Source organism: Catenulispora pinistramenti, from assembly GCF_018274385.1.
Lineage (GTDB): Bacteria > Actinomycetota > Actinomycetes > Streptomycetales > Catenulisporaceae > Catenulispora > Catenulispora pinistramenti.
This window is the reverse complement of sequence record NZ_JAAFYZ010000051.1, coordinates 12,577-30,437: the sequence shown is the minus strand read 5'-3', so window position 1 is coordinate 30,437 and position 17,861 is coordinate 12,577. Positions and strand designations below refer to the sequence as shown.

At 64.9% G+C, this 17,861-nt stretch carries 7 protein-coding genes and 1 pseudogene; 3 read left to right on the top strand and 5 right to left on the bottom strand.

Annotated features, from left to right (window positions below; all coding sequences use genetic code 11):
• Positions 1–181: 181 nt before the first annotated feature.
• The 3 genes from KGQ19_RS16950 to KGQ19_RS16940 all read right to left on the bottom strand — a co-directional run bounded on the left by KGQ19_RS16950 (position 182) and on the right by KGQ19_RS16940 (position 2,149).
• The gene (locus KGQ19_RS16950; protein ID WP_230418765.1) at positions 182–907 is read right to left on the bottom strand and encodes a DsbA family oxidoreductase; all 726 of its coding nucleotides are present in this window, start codon (positions 905–907) and stop codon (positions 182–184) included.
• Between the two features lie 94 nt (positions 908–1,001).
• Positions 1,002–1,178, bottom strand: coding sequence for a hypothetical protein (locus tag KGQ19_RS16945; RefSeq protein ID WP_212010132.1), 177 nt, complete (start codon positions 1,176–1,178; stop codon positions 1,002–1,004).
• A 404-nt stretch (positions 1,179–1,582) separates the two neighbouring features.
• Complete coding sequence (locus KGQ19_RS16940; RefSeq protein WP_212010131.1) at positions 1,583–2,149, bottom strand: hypothetical protein; 567 nt, start codon at positions 2,147–2,149, stop codon at positions 1,583–1,585.
• Between the two features lie 85 nt (positions 2,150–2,234).
• Here KGQ19_RS16940 and KGQ19_RS51910 point away from each other — a divergent pair.
• Positions 2,235–3,307: pseudogene (locus KGQ19_RS51910) on the top strand (integrase core domain-containing protein).
• A gap of 342 nt (positions 3,308–3,649) precedes the next feature.
• On the opposite strand, the gene KGQ19_RS16930 reads toward KGQ19_RS51910, so the two are convergent.
• Positions 3,650–4,267: a hypothetical protein gene (locus tag KGQ19_RS16930; RefSeq protein WP_212010129.1), complete on the bottom strand. Its 618-nt coding sequence runs from the start codon at positions 4,265–4,267 to the stop codon at positions 3,650–3,652.
• Positions 4,268–4,279: 12 nt separating this feature from the next.
• Positions 4,280–15,418, bottom strand: coding sequence for a LamG-like jellyroll fold domain-containing protein (locus KGQ19_RS16925; RefSeq protein ID WP_212010128.1), 11,139 nt, complete (start codon positions 15,416–15,418; stop codon positions 4,280–4,282).
• 117 nt (positions 15,419–15,535) lie between these two features.
• Here KGQ19_RS16925 and KGQ19_RS16920 point away from each other — a divergent pair, with 117 nt between their 5' ends.
• Positions 15,536–16,789 carry a S8 family serine peptidase gene (locus KGQ19_RS16920; RefSeq protein WP_212010127.1) on the top strand — a complete coding sequence of 418 codons (1,254 nt, stop codon included), beginning with the start codon at positions 15,536–15,538 and terminating at the stop codon, positions 16,787–16,789.
• Between the two features lie 314 nt (positions 16,790–17,103).
• Positions 17,104–17,832: a TetR/AcrR family transcriptional regulator gene (locus KGQ19_RS16915; RefSeq protein ID WP_212010158.1), complete on the top strand. Its 729-nt coding sequence runs from the start codon at positions 17,104–17,106 to the stop codon at positions 17,830–17,832.
• Positions 17,833–17,861 lie beyond the last annotated feature (29 nt).

Genomic DNA, 17,861 nt, shown 5'->3' with positions numbered 1-17,861 from the left:
GGCGCCGAGCTCAGGTTCCAGTCCGGCAAACAGGGCATCTCACATCAGACTGACAGAAAGGGTCCGGCACGCCACGCGTGAGCGTTGATCCAACCACTGGCAGGTGAAGGGCGAGGCCGCGGTGAGGGTTGTAACAACCACACTCAGAGGTCCCACTCAACCCCCGCCAAGGAGGTTGCAGCTACGGAATCTCGCATCCGTCCGGCCCGCAGACCGCACCGTCCGGCGCAGCCTCGCCGACCACCTTCAGCGCCGGCGCCTGTGCGGCCCAGGCTTCCTGAAGCGCCTGCGTGAACACCTCGGCCGGCTGCCCGCCGGACACGCCGAACTTCCGGTCCAACACGAAGAACGGCACCCCGTTCGCACCCAGCATCTGCGCCTCCTGCTCGTCGGCACGAACATCAGCAGCGAAGGCCGTCGCGTCGGCGAGCACCGCGCGCACCTCGGTCTCGTCCAGGCCCGCCTTCACCGCCAACTCGACCAGGCGGTCGTCGTCGAAGACCGAGCGCTCCTCAGCGAAGTTCGCCGTATACGCCAGGTCCAGCAGCTCGTTCTGCTTCCCGCGCGTCTTCGCGAAGTGCAGCACCCGGTGGATGTCGAAGGTGTTGCCGTGGTGCCGGCCCTCGGCCAGGTAGCCCAGGCCGGCGTCGGCAGCGTTCGCCGCCACCCGCGCCTCAGCCTGCTTGGCCTGCTCCAAGCTCATGCCGTGCTTGCTCGCCAGCATCGGCAGGACCTGGACGGTGTCGCCCTTGGCCCGCTGCGGGTCCAGTTCGAAGGAGCGGAAGACCACCTCGACGTCGTCCTTGTGGGCGAAGGCCTGCAGGCCCTGCTCGAAACGCGCCTTGCCGATGTAGCACCAGGGGCAGGCGACGTCACTCCAGTGCGTAAGAATCTTGATATACCGCAACGCCGCATGCAACGCGGAGTAAGGGCACTGACGAACAGCCACCCATCGAGCACGATCGATGCATCAGGTTGTTGAGGTATTCCTACCGAGGAGCCTAAAGGGCGAAGGCGTCTTCGCCCCACGCCTCGAAGCGGACGAAGTCGAAGGGGTCGTCGTCCACGTCGAATCCGGCTAGGCCAGCGTCCCGCAGTTTTCCGCGCTGCCAGGCTAGGAGCGTATCGATCAGGCCGTTCTCCAGGGCCGGACTCTGGTCGGAATGGCGGGGCCACACGATCAGCGGCCACGTGCCGGGTCGTCGCCCTCATTTGGCCAGCGCAGGTTGTCACCGTCGATGGAGTTCGCGAGCGGGAGGATGACGCCGGACTCTGGCCAGGCGTTCAACGGGCCCGACGGCTCCGGGAGATGTGCCGTCCGGCCCGCACGCCGCACCCTCCGGCACCGCCCCGTAACTGTCACGAATTTCGGGCCAGTCGGCGATCACGTGATGTCCTCGAATGACTCAATACACGTGTGTCGGTAAAGAAAAGCGAGGCGCTAGTGCGGGCCGCCGGGTGTGCCAGACGTCTCACTTGTGCGCCAGGTCGTGGAGGGCACCTTTACCAAGATCAAGCTGGTCAAGACTTACTCGGCACCCACGGCCCACAGCCGTGTAACTTCCTAAGCAGTTACGGGGCGTCACACATGCCAACCTCTATCATGAGCAAACCCGCGCAGATCATCGGCTACGACCCCACCATTCTCCCAGGCACCGCGAAGGAGGCTACCCCAAATTTCCGCCTCACTGGGATTCACAATTGCAATGACCTCGATATCTCTCTGCTGGAAATCAATCTCCCGCGACAATCGCGCCCCCCTGATGCCCGGTGGATTTGGACCGTCACAGAACGCATCAAGACTCGTCCATGCGTTGAACGAGTTAAACATGACGAGCCGCGCCTCGCTAGGAATATCATCGACGCTGGAAATCGACCACGTTGAGAGCGCTACGGACGCACCTTGGAAATACTCCACCCGCCCAACATCGTCGACGTGATAGCCGTAGAGAAACCGCTTCAACTCCTCCGGAACGGATAAATCTGAATCCAGCCGCGACATCACTGTCTCAAGGTAGCGATCCAGCTCAAGGGCTACTGGAAACTGACCCAATAGCCCGACTCGCGACAACCGAGCTCCACACAGGGCACTGTAAGCCCTGAACTTCCACGGTTCATCAATGAGCTCCAGGCGCGGAATTGTACCCATCCCATCCCTCTCTAATGCCCTGTCCTGGTCAGAAATTCGGCCAACGGGCCTGACCTCGGGTGATCCCGTGGCATGATCGGGGTCCGTGGCAGTCGGTCTGCTCTACCGGATCCTCGTGAACCTCCTATCCTGGCTGGCGCTGCTGGTCCGATCGCAGGCATCGAAGAACGCTGAGATACTGGTGTTACGCCAAGAAGTAGCGGTGCTGCGCCGGACGAACCCGAGGCCGAGGCTGGCCTGGACCGACCGTGCGGTACTCGCGGCACTGTCGAAGCTCCTGCCCAAGGCACTACGCGGCAACCGGATCCTCACTCCGGGCACGCTGCTTCGCTGGCATCGGCGTCTAGTCGCGAACAAGTGGCGCCAACCGAAGACGCCGGGTCGGCCACCGATCAGCGACCAGCTCGTCCAGCTGATCGTCACCATGGCTCGGGAGACCGGACCTGGGGCGCGGTGCGGATCCAAGGCAAGCTGCGCCGGCTCGGACACCGCGCGGCCGCTGCCACGATCCGCAAGGTCCTGCGCACCCATCGGATCCCGCCACCGAGATACCGCGACGACTCCTGGCGCGCCTTTCTGCGTGCCCAAGCCCAGACCCTCCTGGCCACGGACTTCTTTCACATCGACTGTGCAGTCACCCTCACCAGGCGCTACGTCGCGTTTGTCATCGAGCACTCCACTCGTCGGGTCCACCTGCTCAGGGTCACCCGGTACCCGACGGGTGCCTGGGCTACCCAGCCGGCCCGGGACTTCACCGCCGAAATGGAAGCCGCCGGGCATCGCTTCACCCACCTGATCCGGGACCGCGATGCCAAGTTCACCGCCGCGTTCGACGGGGTGTTCAGCGCGACTGGCATCACCGCGATCATGACCGCGCCGCAAGCACCAAGGATGAACGCTATCGCCGAACGGTTCGTCGGATCGGTACGCCATGAGTGCACCGACCGGATCCTGATCGGCGGCGAACGCCATCTTGGCGTCGTCTTGGACCACTACATCGCGCATTACAAAGCCGGCCGCAGCCACCAAGGCGAGGGCCTGAGCCTGCGTGCCCCGGATGACGACCCGAACGTGATCCCGTTCCCGGCCCAGGTCGACCAGATACGCCGCAGACGCGTCCTCGGCGGACTGATCAACGAGTACGAGACTGCCGCATAACAGCCCTGGTCAACCCCGGTGGCCGAGTTTCTGACCACCACAGGGCCTAGGAGACTGCTGAAGATCTTGCTCGGCGCGCCGGTTTCGCCACCTTTTACCCCGAAAAGCCGATCTGGGCAAACCGGAGCAAGTGGGGCGCGTTTTCAAGATTTTCAGAACGCTCCTAGGCGGCGGCGTCCTTGGCATGGTCGCGTTGGAACTCGCACGGAGAACACCTCCGATCTTTATGGTCAGCCTTGACCAGGCTCTGCACTCACGGCGGGCTCGCATCGTTCACACGAACGGCCGAACGGCGCGGATCCTCAGGAATATCCCGCCAACTTCGAACCTACGACCGCCAGGTCAAGAGGGCTCCCATCCCTCGATGACCATGCCCTCGAGTGGATGATCCCAGTCATACCTTGTCTCCCAGTCCGGAACCTCCGGGCTGCGCGGCGGCAACAGTTCGTCGACCATTGGATACGCGCCAGTGACCAACGCCAGCGCGAAGGCTCCAAAGCCTCCGTCAAAGCGGTCCCACTCGGCCAACTGCCGATACCACACCACAACCGACCATTCGTCCGGCTCACCGTCAGTCAGCCAGAACAACTGATCGGCGTTCCAGGTGTTCCCCCAGATCAGGAGTCCACCTGGTTCCGGGTATACCGGATACGGGCATTCTTTAAGGTTTCCCTCCTCGTACTGGCCCGCCAGGTAGTCACCAATTCCACCATCCTGGACGGTATCCCAAACGAAACCCCGAAACCCAGTCGGTGCACCTGGTTCCTGAGGCCAAGCCGACGGCACGTGGACCGCAAGCTCGTGACGTATCTGACCACCGCCAAACAGGTCGACGAAGTCTCGGTAGTCGGCCGGAAAAGCGAATCCAACCTCCGAAATTGAATTGTTCCATGGTACTGGGGTTACGGACCTTCCGGGCTGGCCGAAAAGACCGGCCAGCTCAGCCACCGTCTCGTGCATGCACGCCTCCCATCAGTTACCCAGATCGACAACCTTGCCATTGATCAGCTTCGAATTCAAGACATAGTCGCCTTCTACTTCGGCAACTGAACCATTTAGCCACCCTACGGCAACCATTGTGAACCCGTCAGGGATCGTGCTTCCTGTTGATCTGTACTCGGGAATCACGGTGTACTCCACAACCATACCAGCCGTTAGCCACTTACCGACCTCCAATTCGAATTCACGCATACTATTGAAGTATCCAGTATTCGTGGATTGCTGCCAGCAAGGAGCCAAGTTGCGCGCATTTGTGCCCGACCCGCCAAACTCGCGGGCAATCAGGTGACAGCGGGCCAAAGTCTTATCAGGGTTTTGTCCATTACCTCTGGCTATTGCTTGAGCATCTGTCCATCCCGTGATGTTACCCGTAGCGGCGGTACCCCGCGCGCTGCTCGGATCTCCAGTTAAACAGGCGGTAGCTCCGGAGGAGCGTTTGTTGCTGTTGTTGCTGTCCCAATATTGGATCCACCCGTTGCCCATTCCCGGCCGCCGGTCGTCGTCGACCGCGCCCTCCGGACGCTCCGACAGGCACGTCGGGTCCGTACTCTGACGGGGGGTACGGGGGCTGATCGGGATCGGTGCGGGGTCGGTGAGCGTATCTGTGGAGGGATCCTGCTCCGGATCCGAACTGGTCGCCTCATGCTGCTGCGCGGCTGTCTGGTCCTCGGCGACGGTGCCGCCGGCAAGTTGGACCTGTTTGTTGTTGGCACTGTCCTGGAATAGGGAAGTGCTCGGCTGGGCGGGTATCGCGCCAGCACCGCAGTTGCTCACCGAGGCCAACGCACTGAGCCCCAACGTACCCAGGATGGCGTCGCCAATGCCGCCGGTAGCGACCGTGAGGGCCGCGACACCGGCTACGCCGGCCACAACTGCCCCTCCTTCCAAGAGGTCGGTCATGTTGACGCCGGAGAAGCTGCTGCTGGCACTCCCAGATTGGTAGAAGTTTTGTGTGGGATAGAGCTGGGACCAGTCGACGGAAACCTGTGGGGGCCCGTATGTTATCGAGCCGGACTGGCTAGTAGCGGTTCCGGTGCTTGCTGCGGGCGCTGTTCCGGCGGCCTGGCTCCTCGCGGCATTGTATGCGTTCAGGGAATCCCAGTACGCGGAATCGCTGGCCATTTCTGCGCTCATCTGGTTGTGCAGGTTCGCCTCCCACGCCGCCAACTGGGCGGTGGCGGCGGCCTGCTCAGCCTGGGCCCGCGCCACCGATGCGGCGACTATGGCGGCGGACTGGGCGGCCAGATCGTGCATGTAGCTGGCCCCGGCTGCGGCCTCGGATGCCAGCGCGGCCTGAGAATTGGCCCAGATCGCCTGGAAGTCGTTAGCCGCGCAGGCGTCGGTGCCGTTCGGGTCGGCCTTGGCAAGCGGGTCGTCGTTGCCGTAAGCGTACTGGTTGGCGTTGACTGCCGGGTTCGCGGCGTTCTCGCTGGAGTCCCGGCTGGTGAACGCGCCGTTAGCCGGATCGTACCAGCGGCTCAGCGCATCGACGTTGCCAGTGCCCGGGTCCGTCCAGCCCCCCTGGTAGCCCAGGTCTGAGCCAGTCGTGCCGGCAGCGTTCTGCCCCCACGGGGTATAGGCGGCAGAGTTCGTCAGAGTGCTGCCGCTTCCAGTGAACACGGAGGTGACATCGCCGTGCAGGTTCTGACCCACGAAGCTGCCGGAGCCCGCCGCGGCGCCGACGGAGTCCTGCGACAGCACGCTGCCGCCGACGCCGCGAGCGTACTGCTGGCTGCCATCGGACACCGCGTTGTCGGACAGGTCGTTGTAGGCGAAGGTGTAGTTACGTCCGCCGGTTTTCGCGGTCGCCAGCCGTCCGAGCCCGTCATAGGTGTAGGAGCTCGAACCCGCCGTGATCTGCTCGCCGAAGGCATCGTCGGTATACGCCGTCGTCTGCGTCCCCGTTGTGCTGGAGAGCGTCGTGCCGCGGCTGGTGTAGGCGTACGAGGTGGTGTTCGCACCGCCGGTGACCGACATCAGTTCGTTGCGCGCATTGTAGGACGCCGTCAGGTTGCCGGCGCTAGTGCGGTTGCCAGCGTTGTCGTACCCGTACGCCGTTGAGTTGCCACCGCTGGTCTGCGATTGCAGTCGACCAGCTTGGTCATAGCTGAACGTACTGGTACCGGCTCCCGCGGTACCGGTCGTCGTCTCGGAGGCGATCTGCCCGTCCAGGTTGTATCCGTAGCCGATCGAGGACTCGGTGGCCCCCGCCGAGTTGGTCAGCGTGTCCGACGTCAGCTGGTGCCGAGGATCGTAGCCATAGCTCCGGGTCGCGCCGTTGGTCCCGTAGCTGATCTTCGACAGCTGCGATGTCGTGTTGTAGTTGTACGAGACCGTGTCGCCGGTGAGCGGATCGCCCTGCGTGGACACCTGGCTGTCCTGGTTGTACGTGAACGAGGCGACGCCCGTGGCGTCCGTGCGACTGCTGACCCGGCTCGCGCCATCGTAGATGTAGGTGGCGTTACCGGCCGGACCGGCCAGCGAGACAGGCAGACCCCGATCGTCGTAGTGAACGGTCTCGGTGCTTCCGGACGCGGACACCGACGTCTGCCGTCCGACGGCATCGTAGCCGAAGGCACGTGCGATCGTGGCCGCTTCGGCTCCGGCACCGGTCTGCGACGTCAGATTGCCAGCGACATCGTAGCCGTCGGATATGCTCACCCCGCCAGCCTGAGTGGTCGTCGTCGGCCGGCCGTCGGCATCGTAGGCAACGGTCGTGGTGCGGTCGGAGGCCGCGGACTGCCCGGTCACCGACGGGTCGATGCGCGACTCACGCAAGCCCAGTGCGTTGAAGGTGTAGATGGTCGCATTGCCGTTGGGATCGGTGTAGCGGGTGGCGTTCCCGGCAGCGTCATAACCAAACGACGTGGTGATCGTCACCCCCGCGGAGGCTGGCTGTGCCTGTCCGGTGACTCGGTTGAGCGCGTCGTACGCAGTCGTGGTGACCGCGCCCATCGCGTTCTGGAAGCTGGTCCGGTTGCCTGCCGGGTCATAGCCGAACGTGTTCGAGGCGATGGTGTTCCCATTCGCGTCCAGCTGCGCAACACCGGTCTGCCGGCCGGCCAGGTCGTAGGTGTTTGTCGTGGCGGTGCCGTCGGCAGCGATCTCCTTCGTCTGCTGCCCGGCCAGGTTGTACTGGTACTGCGTCTGGTTCCCGATCGGATCCTTGGTCCAGGTCACGTTGCCGATGGCGTCGTACGCGCTGGTCTCGGTGTCGTTCATCGGGTCGCTCTTCGACGTCATCCGGCCGAGAACGTCGTAGCCGAACTGGGTGGTGTAGGCCGCCGCCGTCGGCGTTCGCTCCACCTGAGTCGACGTCTTTTGCTGTCCCAGCATGTTGTACGTCGCCTGGACCTGGGCACCGGTCGGATCGGTGACGGAGAGTCGCTCGCCGTCGTAGTCGTAAGAGCTGTGCCAGACACCTGAGCCCGGCTCGGTGACCTGTACCTGATTTCCCAGTTGGTCGTAAAGGTAGCTGGTGGCGTTCTGCATCGGGTCCGTGACCGACTTGGTCCGGCCCATGCCGTCGTACGTGTAACTGGCAGTCGGGGTGACCGGTGCCGTCGCCCCCGGAGCGGTGTAGGTCGGCATGGCGACCGTCAGCATGTTGCCGTCGCCGTCATACGTCGACGAGACGATCTGTGCCAGTGCGTCTTTGCTCTCCACGGCGTCGCCGAAGGTGTTGTACCCGGTCAGGTTCGTAGGGTTGACCTGTGTCGCGGGGTTGCCGCCGGTCTCGGCGGCCACAGTCGGCGCGATGGTCGAAGTCAACTCACCCCGTGGATCGTACTGGTAGGTCGTGGTGTAGGCGGCCTTCGACGCCCCCGGTACGTTGCCCCGCGGATCCGTCATGGCTGTGGGGAATCCGCGTTCGTCGTATGTCCAGGTGGTCGTGGACGCGCTGTTGCCGACCGGCGCGGCGCTCTTATACAGCGTGGACGCATCGGAGGCGCTCAGCGCCCGGTTGTACACCTGGACGTCGCCGATCTCGCCCGAGAACCAGTTCGTCGCAGCGCCGGCGGCGAAGCCGTGCCCGATGTCCAGCGGCCCGCCGCTTCCGATCGGAGTGCTGTCGACGGCAGTACCCTGCGCCGCTCCGTTGACATAGAGCGTCATGGACCCGGAGGTCGCATCGTAGACCCCTACCAGCTGCGTCCAGTTCGCACCGAGTGCGGTGGTGGAGGCGGCCGAGGCTGTTGTCGGCCCCGAGCCATCGGTCAGAGGCCGGTCGAAGGACCAGGTCCCGCCGGACCGGCTGTAGTCCAGGGCAAACCCAGAGGCCTGACTCGCCTGCTGCGCCACCGCCGTGGTGATGCCGCTCCCGCCGGCCGCGGGCTTGACCCACGCCGAGACCGAGAAGCTGCCGCCGGTCTGGGCCACCGGACCGGCCGTGGCCGCGCCGCCACCGTAGGTACCGTCGGTTACCAGCGCACCGCCGTGATCCGCGCTCCAATAGCTGTCACCGGACAAGACAGCCGGCATCCCGCTTCCGGAACTGTCCTGCGCGGTCCCGGTCTCGCCGTCGGACAGCTGCCACCAGGCCGTGCACCCCAGGCCGCCGTCGGACGGTGAAAGGCCGGTCGCTGTCAGATAGAGCGTGCGCACGTCGTCGGAGCTGAGAGTTCGGTTGAACATCTGGACATCGCGCAGCCGGCCGGGGAAGAAGGCGGATGGCGCACCCGCGGATTGACCGCGTCCGAGGACTGTGCCGCCTGTGCTGGCTACAGGGGTGAAGCTCCCGTTCGGGTTGTTGGCTCCGGCCTGGCTGATCTGAGCGCCGTTGACGTAGAGGGTCAGCGTGCCGGTGGTCGAGTAGTACGTCCCGACCACCTGGGTCCAGGCGCCGGTCTGAGCTGGAGTGGTACCCGCCGCGACCTCTGTCGTGGGAGTGTTCGTGCCCGTACTGCCGGGCACGGTGAAGGCCCATGAGTTGGCAGTGTGGTTGTACCCGAGCTGGAACGCGCTATTGGTCCCCGCGTCCTGACTCACGGCCGTGAAGTCGGACGTGGTGCTGGTCTTGGACAGGTACATCCATGCCGAGACGGAGTAGTTCCCGGTGGTGTCGACGACCGCGGTGGAAGTGGCGGCCTGCCCGGACTGTCCGTCGAAGGCTGCGTAACTCGACCCCGGAGCGCCCCAGCTGACGCCCCCAGTGACAGCCGCGGAGTTGCCGCCGCCGGAGGAGTCTGCGGCAGAAGTGGCCGCGCCATCGTTTAGCGGCCAGAGCCCGGCCGGACCGCTGGTACCGACTGTGGTGGCGGCAGCGACCTTGTTGCCTGAGACGTCGTAGGAGTACGAGGTCTGACGGCTCTGCCCGCCGCCGGAGAGGATCTGCTCCAACACCCGGCCGTCAGCGTCGAAGTGGTCCGTGGTGGTCAGATCCGCGCCGCTCGGATCAATCGTCGACGACACGGGCCGGCCATCGGCATCCACCGAGTAGGTCGTGAGCCGCGTACATCCGGTAGAGGTCTGTCCGTCGCACTCGGTGAGCTTGTTCCCGGCCGCGTCGTATGTATAGGCCTTGTCCACCACAGCGTTCGGCGTGCCAGCAGCACTGGTCTCCGTGGCTTCCAGGCCGTTGTCGTAGTAGGTGTATGCGGTCGTACGGCCCATCGGGTCGGTGTCGCTGCCGAGCCGTCCGGCCGGGTCGTAGGCGCGTGAGTCCAGCACCAAGGGGGCGGACGCGCTCGGGGCGGTCGGGTCGCCGGTGTAGTTGGTCAGTGTCGTGGTCAGCGGTAGCCCGGTCGGCGTGTATGCGTATTGGTAGATACTGCCGGTGGCGCCGGTCTCGGTGGTCTTGTTGCCGTAGGCGTCGTACTTGTAGGTCGTCTTGTTGCCATCCGGATCAGTCACGCTGGAGGGTCGATCGTTGCTGCCATAGGCGGTGACCACGGTTCGAGTGGCATCACCGCCGGTCGTGTCGGCGGTCGCTTCCTGGGTGACGTTCCCATCCGGATCGTAGGTATACGTGACCTTAGGGGTGTGCGTCGTACCAGTGACCGCGTCGGTATTCGCCGGGGCAGTGCTATCGGCCAATCTGCCTTGCGGATCGAAGTCGTAGTCCCACTCCTCCGGGCAGTTGATGATCGTGTTGCCGAAAAGACCGGTGCTGTAGGCGAGCGGATAGGTATCAGAGGTGACGCACTTGCTGGTGCGTTGGCCTGTGACGTCGTAGCCGTATGAGGTGACCTGACCCGACGGATCGATCTGCTCGTTCACCTGACCGGCGGCACCCCAGTCATTTGAACCGTAGTAGGTGTATTTGGTCACCGCACCGGCCGGGTCGGTGACGGTGGCAACCAGGCCGTAAGGTTCGGTCTCGGTCGAACCGCCGGATCCGGTGTAGGTCTCAGTGCCGGCGTAGTACGTGTATTTGGTGGTCCGCCCCGATGGGAAGCCCGATGTCGGTGGCATGGTCACCGAGGCGATGCTGCCGTTCGGCGTGTATGAGTACGACGTGCGGTACGCCGGGTTCGCTGTTCCCGTTGGCCCGGAACGCGCGTCGGCGGCGTACTGCACCTTGCCGTTCAACGGGTCCAGTGGATTCGAGGCGTTCTCGTAGTAGCTGAAGTACGAGGTCTGGCATGATGCGGTCGACTGGCAGGTGGTCTCAGCGAGCACGTTGCCGAACAAGTCGTGCCAGCGGCTCGTGGTGTGGCCGTCGGGGTCGGTCATGCCGTCCTGGAATCCCAGGGTGTCGTACGCATAGGTGGTGGTGTCGCCCATAGAGTCGGTGAAGGACGTCGGCCGCTCGCCGTTGGCCGCGTCGAACGTGTAGGTGTCGGCCTTTCCTGACGGCTCGGTCACGGTCTCGGTCGTCGTCGGGCTCAGCGCGGTCGAGGACCCGCGGGCCTGATAGAGGCTGGCGGCCGCGGTCGGCGTGGTGGCGTCGATGTCCACCTGATAAACACCCACCTGCGCGAGCTGCCCGTTGAAGTGGCCCTGAACATCGGCGGGCGCGCTCGGCCAGCCGCTGACGTACCCTGCCCCAACCGTGACGATGGTCTTCCCGCTGGCCTCCGCGAGGCCGGCGATCGAGCCTCCAGTTCTGTTGCCCTGTGGCACGCCGTCCAGATAGAGCGTCTGCGCGGTTCCTGTCGCGGCGAGCTCGGCCAAGTGCCAGTTGCCGTCATTCACCGCGTTCACGGATGCGATCGGCGAGACCGCACCGTCCCAGAGTTCGCCCCGCAACTTGCCATCGGTACCGATGTAGAGCGCCGGGGTGTACTTCGTCGGAGCCGAACCGATAGCGCCCTGCTGATACGAGAACAACACACCGCCGGCCGTGGTCGTCTTGAACCACGCGATCACGGTGGCGTTACCGGTGGTGTCGTTGAATGCGCCTTGTGGCAGCGACAGGTACGAAGTGCTGCCGTCGAAACCGGCTGCGGTGTCCCCATTGGGGCCGAAGATGCCGGGCTCACCGAGCAGCACATTGTTGTAGGTGCCGTCGGTCGAGGGTCCGGCCGGACTGTCCGTGCCGGAAGTGTTGGTCGCCACAATGCCTGATGGCTCGGTCATCGGGTAGTCGAACGCCGGTCGGGTCGCCATCGCCGCGCCGCGGTAATAGGCGTCCGAGCCGCTGGTCGTGGGAACGCTGAAGCTGTAGCTGCCGCCGTCCTCGTCAGTGATCTTGGTGGCCCGGTCGGCGAGCGGGTCGTAGTTCAGGGCGTTCAGGGTGTTGCCGGACGGCAGTGTGGTCCCCTTCAACACCGCAGCGGCGATGGTCGCGGAGGCGTATTCCTGTTGCACCTGTGGGAGTCCGAGCGGGTGCTGCAGGAATGACACGTCCTGGATCCGGCCCGCGAAGTAGCCCAGCGCGTTTCCGGCCGGCGCGGCTGGCCAGCCGCCGGCGAGCTCACCGGCGCCCACGGTGGTGAAGGGCGTACCGGAGGTGGAGATGGGGCCGCCGGACCGGGTCGCCGCCTGAGCGCCGTCGAGGTAAAGGGTTTGATTCGTCCGGGCGCCCACCAACTCGGCGAAATGCCACTTTCCGTCGTTCACCGCCACCGTCGATGTCATCGGCGATGCCGTGCCGTCCCAGAACTGGCCGCGCAGCTTGCCGTCCGTGCCGATGTACAGCGCCGGGGTGAAGTTCGTCGACGTCGCGGTACCGGGCGGGGCGGATTGGTAGGAGAACAAGGTGCCGCCAGCCTGGGTGGTATTGAACCATAGGCCCACGCTCAGGTTGGCGCTCGCGCCGATCAGGTTCGAGGGCAGCGTCAGATACGAAGACGTCCCGTTGAAGGAAGCCGAGGTGGCCGGCGATCCCGCCAGGCCGCCGGATCCGCCGAACGTCACGTTCGACGGGACCGCGTTCATCGAGCCCTCGTTGACCGCGACGCTGTCCGCCGCCGCCGTCACGCCGGCGGGATCGTCCAGTCGCCAGTAGGCGGTGGGGTTGGAGTCCAGGACCATGGAGGCGAAGTGCGAACCGGAGGCCGCGCCAGAGGTGTAGCTGTAGGCCGTGCAGGAAGTGGATGTCGTGGTGTCCGATGCAGGGGGGCACACGGATGTCAAGGTGTTCCCGGCGCCATAGGAATACGTCCATGGGTCGGTGAGATTGCCGATGCTGAACGGCGCCCCGTTGATGGCCACTCCGACAACGTGCGGGACCGTTACCATCGCTCCCGTGCTGGAAGGCACCTGGGCCAGTCCCCAGGTGAACACGAGCCCGCCGAGATCGCCCGAGACCGCGGCCCCGATGGTGTCGCCGTTGGTTCCATTCTGGCCGCCGAGCTCGCGAAGCATGATGCTGGGCAGGCCGTACGTCACCGCTTGACCGGACGGCAGGGTCAACGTGGTGTTTGCGTACTCCAGGTCAAAGCCGTGGCCGTTGGGGTCCCAGGCTCGAACCAGGAAGTAGCTGGCCTCACCGGTCACCGGATCCGTCGAGGGTCCGTTGAACACATAACGGGTTCCGGACTGGTCGACAAGGGTGTATCCGGACCCGAGGCCAGGGAGTGCGGCGGTGAGTTGGGCCGCGACGCCGGAGGGCGGCGAGAAGGTGCCGTCGCCGTTGGCGCCGAACCGTTCCTGCCGGCCGTCGGCCAGAGTGGCGACGATGCTGCCAGATCCGTCTGAGTCCGCGGTGAGCCGCATGTCCAGGATCGACGACCAACCCGCGCCGAACGCTCCGTCGGTCTCCGGGGAAAGGCTGTTGTAGGTCCGATCGATCTTCGCCTGCGGCCCGAGGCCTGGAGAGGACTCATCCGCGTCGGTCACAGTCGTCGAATAGTCGCCCACGGCGGGGTCGACGCCCTTGATGGTGGAATCGAGGGGCGCCGCGCCCAGATGAGAGGTCAGCAGCGGCTGCTGGGCGGCAGCCACGGTGAAGTACACGGGAGCGGACCACAGTGAAGGTGTGACGCCGTCATTGACCTGGGCCGTCCAGTAGTAGGTCGTGGCGTACGACAGCTTGCCGGCCGGCACAGTCCAGGTCGAGGTGGTCAGGGCGTTCGCCGTGGCGATGGGGGTCGTCGAGGTGGTCGAGTACAGGTTGAACGAGTACTGCAGGCCGGTGCCGGGATAGTTGTCGGGGTCGTGCGCCGCCACGCCGAGCGTCGGAGTCAGGCCGAACTCGTTGGCGTTGTTGCCGGGAACGAAGGAATCGATGATCGGCGGGTTGTTGACAACAGGCAGCGAGTAGCAGGGTTGGTTGACGCCTAGCGAGGAGAACGTGGTGGAGCCGTTGACCATGTCCCAGCAGATCTGATAATTCGGAGCCGGAGTCAGCGCCGGGATCGAAGCCGTCACCGTCACCGATTGACCGGGGGCGACTGTCTGGGGCATAGCTACCGGGGTCGCGGAGGCCGACGTCAGCAGGGTCTTGGTGGAACCGTTCACGGTGTAGATCTCGTAGGACAGATCGAACCCATTGCTGGGTGTCCAGGTCGCCGAACCCTGATTCTGGACCGTGACCTGGCCCCAGCCCGCCTTGTTGTTCCACGGCGACGCGTAGGTGAGCTCCTGATAGGACGCCCCCTCCCCGTTGGGGGTGTAGGTGATGCCCAGATACGGATCGTTGGCGTAGAACTCCTTAGCCGCTTCGGCGGTCGACGGAGCCGTCAGCGCCAAGCCGTAGTTCGGAGCCCAGCCGTGCGCCCAGTTCATCAACGTGGAGGTCTGAAGGGGTATCCCCTCCCACTGCCGGCCGTTGGAGCAGTTCACACCAGCTGCGAACGACGATGACCCGATCGACGGGCCCGAGGGCGGACCGGGGTAGGTGCTGAGCGTGGCCGGATTCCAAGTGTCGGTCACGGGCGCGACATCCACCGGCTGCGCCGAACACAGATCGGCCACCGTGCCCGAGTACTCAGTGTCGAGCTCCAGTGTCGCGCCGACGATGTAGGCGTTCGCGAACTGCGTACCGAAGTTGGCAAACAGCAGGAACGAGTTGTAGTCGTTGCCTTGGTACTGACCGACGTAGAGGGCACCGTTGCCGATGAAGCTCTGGTTGACACCAGACTCGACGTACGTCGCGGCTGTGGCCCCGGGTGTGCCAACAGGATCACCGGACGCCTGTGCGTTCGCTGTTTCGCCACCCTTGGTCACCTTGCCCTTGGCGAAGCCAGCAGGCGCGGTGGGGATTCGGGCCCAACTGCCGTCCGGCCGGCGAGCGTTTATCGGGTGGGTGTGCACTTGGGCGGTGTACGTGCCGTCGGCGTTCTTGTAGACCACTGACGTGGCCGAGCCCATTTGCGGCTGCTCGACGCTGGTAGCGGGGTTGAAGCCGGCCACCGGTTTGCTGACGGCGGTCGCCGGCCCCGCCTTGTGCTCAGAGGAGCCGGAGGAGACGGGCGCCTTGGCGACGCGTGGGTGCTGAGTATACGGAGAGACAGCACCCTTGACCTGGCCAGGACGCTGATTGCCGGAGACTGCGCCCCCCTTCGCAGAGGTCTGCGACGCAGGCACCGTATGCGGCTTGTCAGCGGCCGTCCCGAACTGCTGCGACGGAGTGTCGGGCATCTGCTGCCCGGCTATGGCTGGCATCGCCGTGACCGTCTCCAGGACCATCGCCCCGAAGGCCAGGGAGATCGCCGTCACCAGGCTGACCATCCGGGCTGTGCGATTCGCTCGTTTGCTGACGCGCTGCGGTGCATGGTGGGCCATGGCAACTCCGTATGAGCGTTCTAATAGATCACCGGCAGCGAAGTTATATCAGAGCTCGTGGTTAACTAGGTAGACCTTTTTTCCAGGCAATGCTGATCGCGGGGAGCCAGACGGCGCATGAATCGGATCGGTACGGCCTTGACAGTAAGCACCCTGATGATCTCACCGGCGCTCGCGCCAGGATCTTCGCCAGGACCGACCCCGGCCGCCTGCCAGTGGCCTCTGGACTCCAGCCACCTGGATGCTCAAAAAGCCTGGGCACTGAGCCAGGGCGATGGAGTCACCGTAGCCGTCATCGACACCGGTGTTGACGCCGGTGATCCGGACCTGCACGGCCGGATACTGCCGGGCGAGGATCTGACCGGGCAGAGCGCTGACGGCCGAGTCGACACGTCAAGCGACTCTCATGGCACCTCGGTGGCCGCGATCATCGCCGGGAACGGTGGCCCCGCCGATGGCAGTGCAAATGGACCTGCTGCGATCGCCGGGCTCGCCGCGCAGTCCTCGATCCTGCCGGTGCGGGTAGCCACGACCAATGGCACCGCGATAACGCCGTTGGCCCTGTCCGAAGGCATCGCCTTCGCTGTGAGACACGGCGCCGGTGTCATCAACATCTCGATAACCACCGACATCAGCAATCCCGAGGTCAGCGATGCTGTGTCGTACGCGATCTCGCACGACGTCGTCGTGGTCGCCGCCGCCGGCAACGAAGGCGCGGCAGCGAACCCTGTGATGTACCCGGCGGCGCTACCGGGCGTCGTCGCCGTCGCGGGGACTACACGCGCGAATAGCCGCTGGCCGCTGAGCGAATCAGGCTCCTATATCACGCTGGCTGCGCCGGCCGAGGGCATCTGCAGCCTGAGCGACTCCGGCGGCGCCTTCACGGCCAGTGGCACGAGCTACTCCGCACCGTTCGTAGCGGCGACGGCGGCGCTCCTGCGTTCCCGCTACCCCCACGAGTCCGCCGCTCAAATCATCACCCGGCTGATCGCAACAGCCACCGCGCCCAGTAGTACCACCAACCAGACGGCAGCATCAGGCCGCGGCATCGTTGACCCGGCCAAAGCCCTCACCGCACCCGAGCCCACTGCAACGACGAACCCGCTCTTGTCTCGTCCCGCACCCACACCCGAACCGAACGCTGCCACGGCGAAGAGTCGGACCGCGGGCTCCACAAGTTCGAGTCGAAACAGCGTGATTGCCGTCATCAGCGGCATGGTGCTGGCGGTGGTCGTGGCTCTTTTTGGCGGCTTGTGGGCGTATCGACGGTGGTCGCACAAGCAGAAACAGAGACGCGAAGAGGAGCTTCGCCAAATCCTCCTGCGACAGCGCAAGCAACAGCGGCGGAAGCAACGACGCGGATCGGTATGACGATTTTCGGAGCAACCCGAAATTCGCTCAACCAAACCGTGGCCAAGCGGGGCTGGCGCACCACGACAGATTCGCACGCCAGTAAGTGGTCGCATTTGCAGACGTAGCTAATCCGGCTCCACCCGGCACTCGTTCGATGCAGCCAGGAACCCACCCCCTTGGAGCTATCCCCCAGCGCGTCAGGCACCTCGACCACCGTAGCAGGCGACCTCGCCGCCGCTAATGGACCAACGAGCCAGTAGCCCCGCCAGCAACAAAGATCCCTAGTGTGATGAGTCTGGTAAGTTTCCAGATCCAATCCCGGAGGGATCATGATGGCCGTGCCGACGATACTGCCCCCACTCCCAGGTGCGCGAGACGCCCGCGACCCAAAGCGGGCCATAAAGCGTGGCCCTAGCCGGCTGCCACGCGAACAGGTCGCTGCCGCCCAGCGCGAACGTGTCTACGACGGGCTCGTCCGTATGGTCGCAGAGAACGGGTACGCGAACGCCTCGGTCAGTAGCATCTGTCGGGCCTCGGGTGTGACCAGGCCAACTTTCTACGAGCACTTCGAAAGCAAGGAGGGAGCGTTCCTGGCTGCCTGTCGGCATGGCAATGGGGTGATGTTCACGCTGGTCCGTCAGGCCTACACCGCAGAGGCGACGTGGGCGAAGGCCATCTGCTCATCCCTACAAGTCCTGCTGAGCCTCCTAGCCTCGGTCCCGGCGTTCGCCACTGCCGCGGTGGTCGAGATCGAAGCAATGGGCCCCGTTGGCCGGCAGGCACGCGCCGAGCAGCTGGCTAGGTTCTTGCCGTTCTTTCAGCCTGCCCCGCCCACGCCGCCAGGCGTCGATCGCCGCGAGCTGATCCAGAGCGTAATCGGTGGCGTTCACGCAACGTTGTTCCGTTTCATAGCCTCCGGACGGACCGCCGAGCTGCCAAACCTGAGACCTACACTCGTCTACTCCGTCATGGCACCCTTCGCCGGACCCGAGGCGGCCCTTAGTGCGGGCCGCGAGCCCATCGCAGAGCCGCTATTGGTCGCGCCGTGCACCCACACGTGAGACTAGCACGGCCAGTGCCATCGGCGACG

Excerpts from the sequence above, each read along its gene's own strand:
- KGQ19_RS16940 (WP_212010131.1), bottom strand. The coding sequence starts at position 2,149 with ATGGGTACAATTCCGCGCCTGGAGCTCATTGATGAACCGTGGAAGTTC.
- KGQ19_RS16920 (WP_212010127.1), top strand. The coding sequence starts at position 15,536 with ATGAATCGGATCGGTACGGCCTTGACAGTAAGCACCCTGATGATCTCA.
- KGQ19_RS16930 (WP_212010129.1), bottom strand. The coding sequence starts at position 4,267 with ATGCACGAGACGGTGGCTGAGCTGGCCGGTCTTTTCGGCCAGCCCGGA.
- KGQ19_RS16925 (WP_212010128.1), bottom strand. The coding sequence starts at position 15,418 with ATGGCCCACCATGCACCGCAGCGCGTCAGCAAACGAGCGAATCGCACA.
- KGQ19_RS16915 (WP_212010158.1), top strand. The coding sequence starts at position 17,104 with ATGGCCGTGCCGACGATACTGCCCCCACTCCCAGGTGCGCGAGACGCC.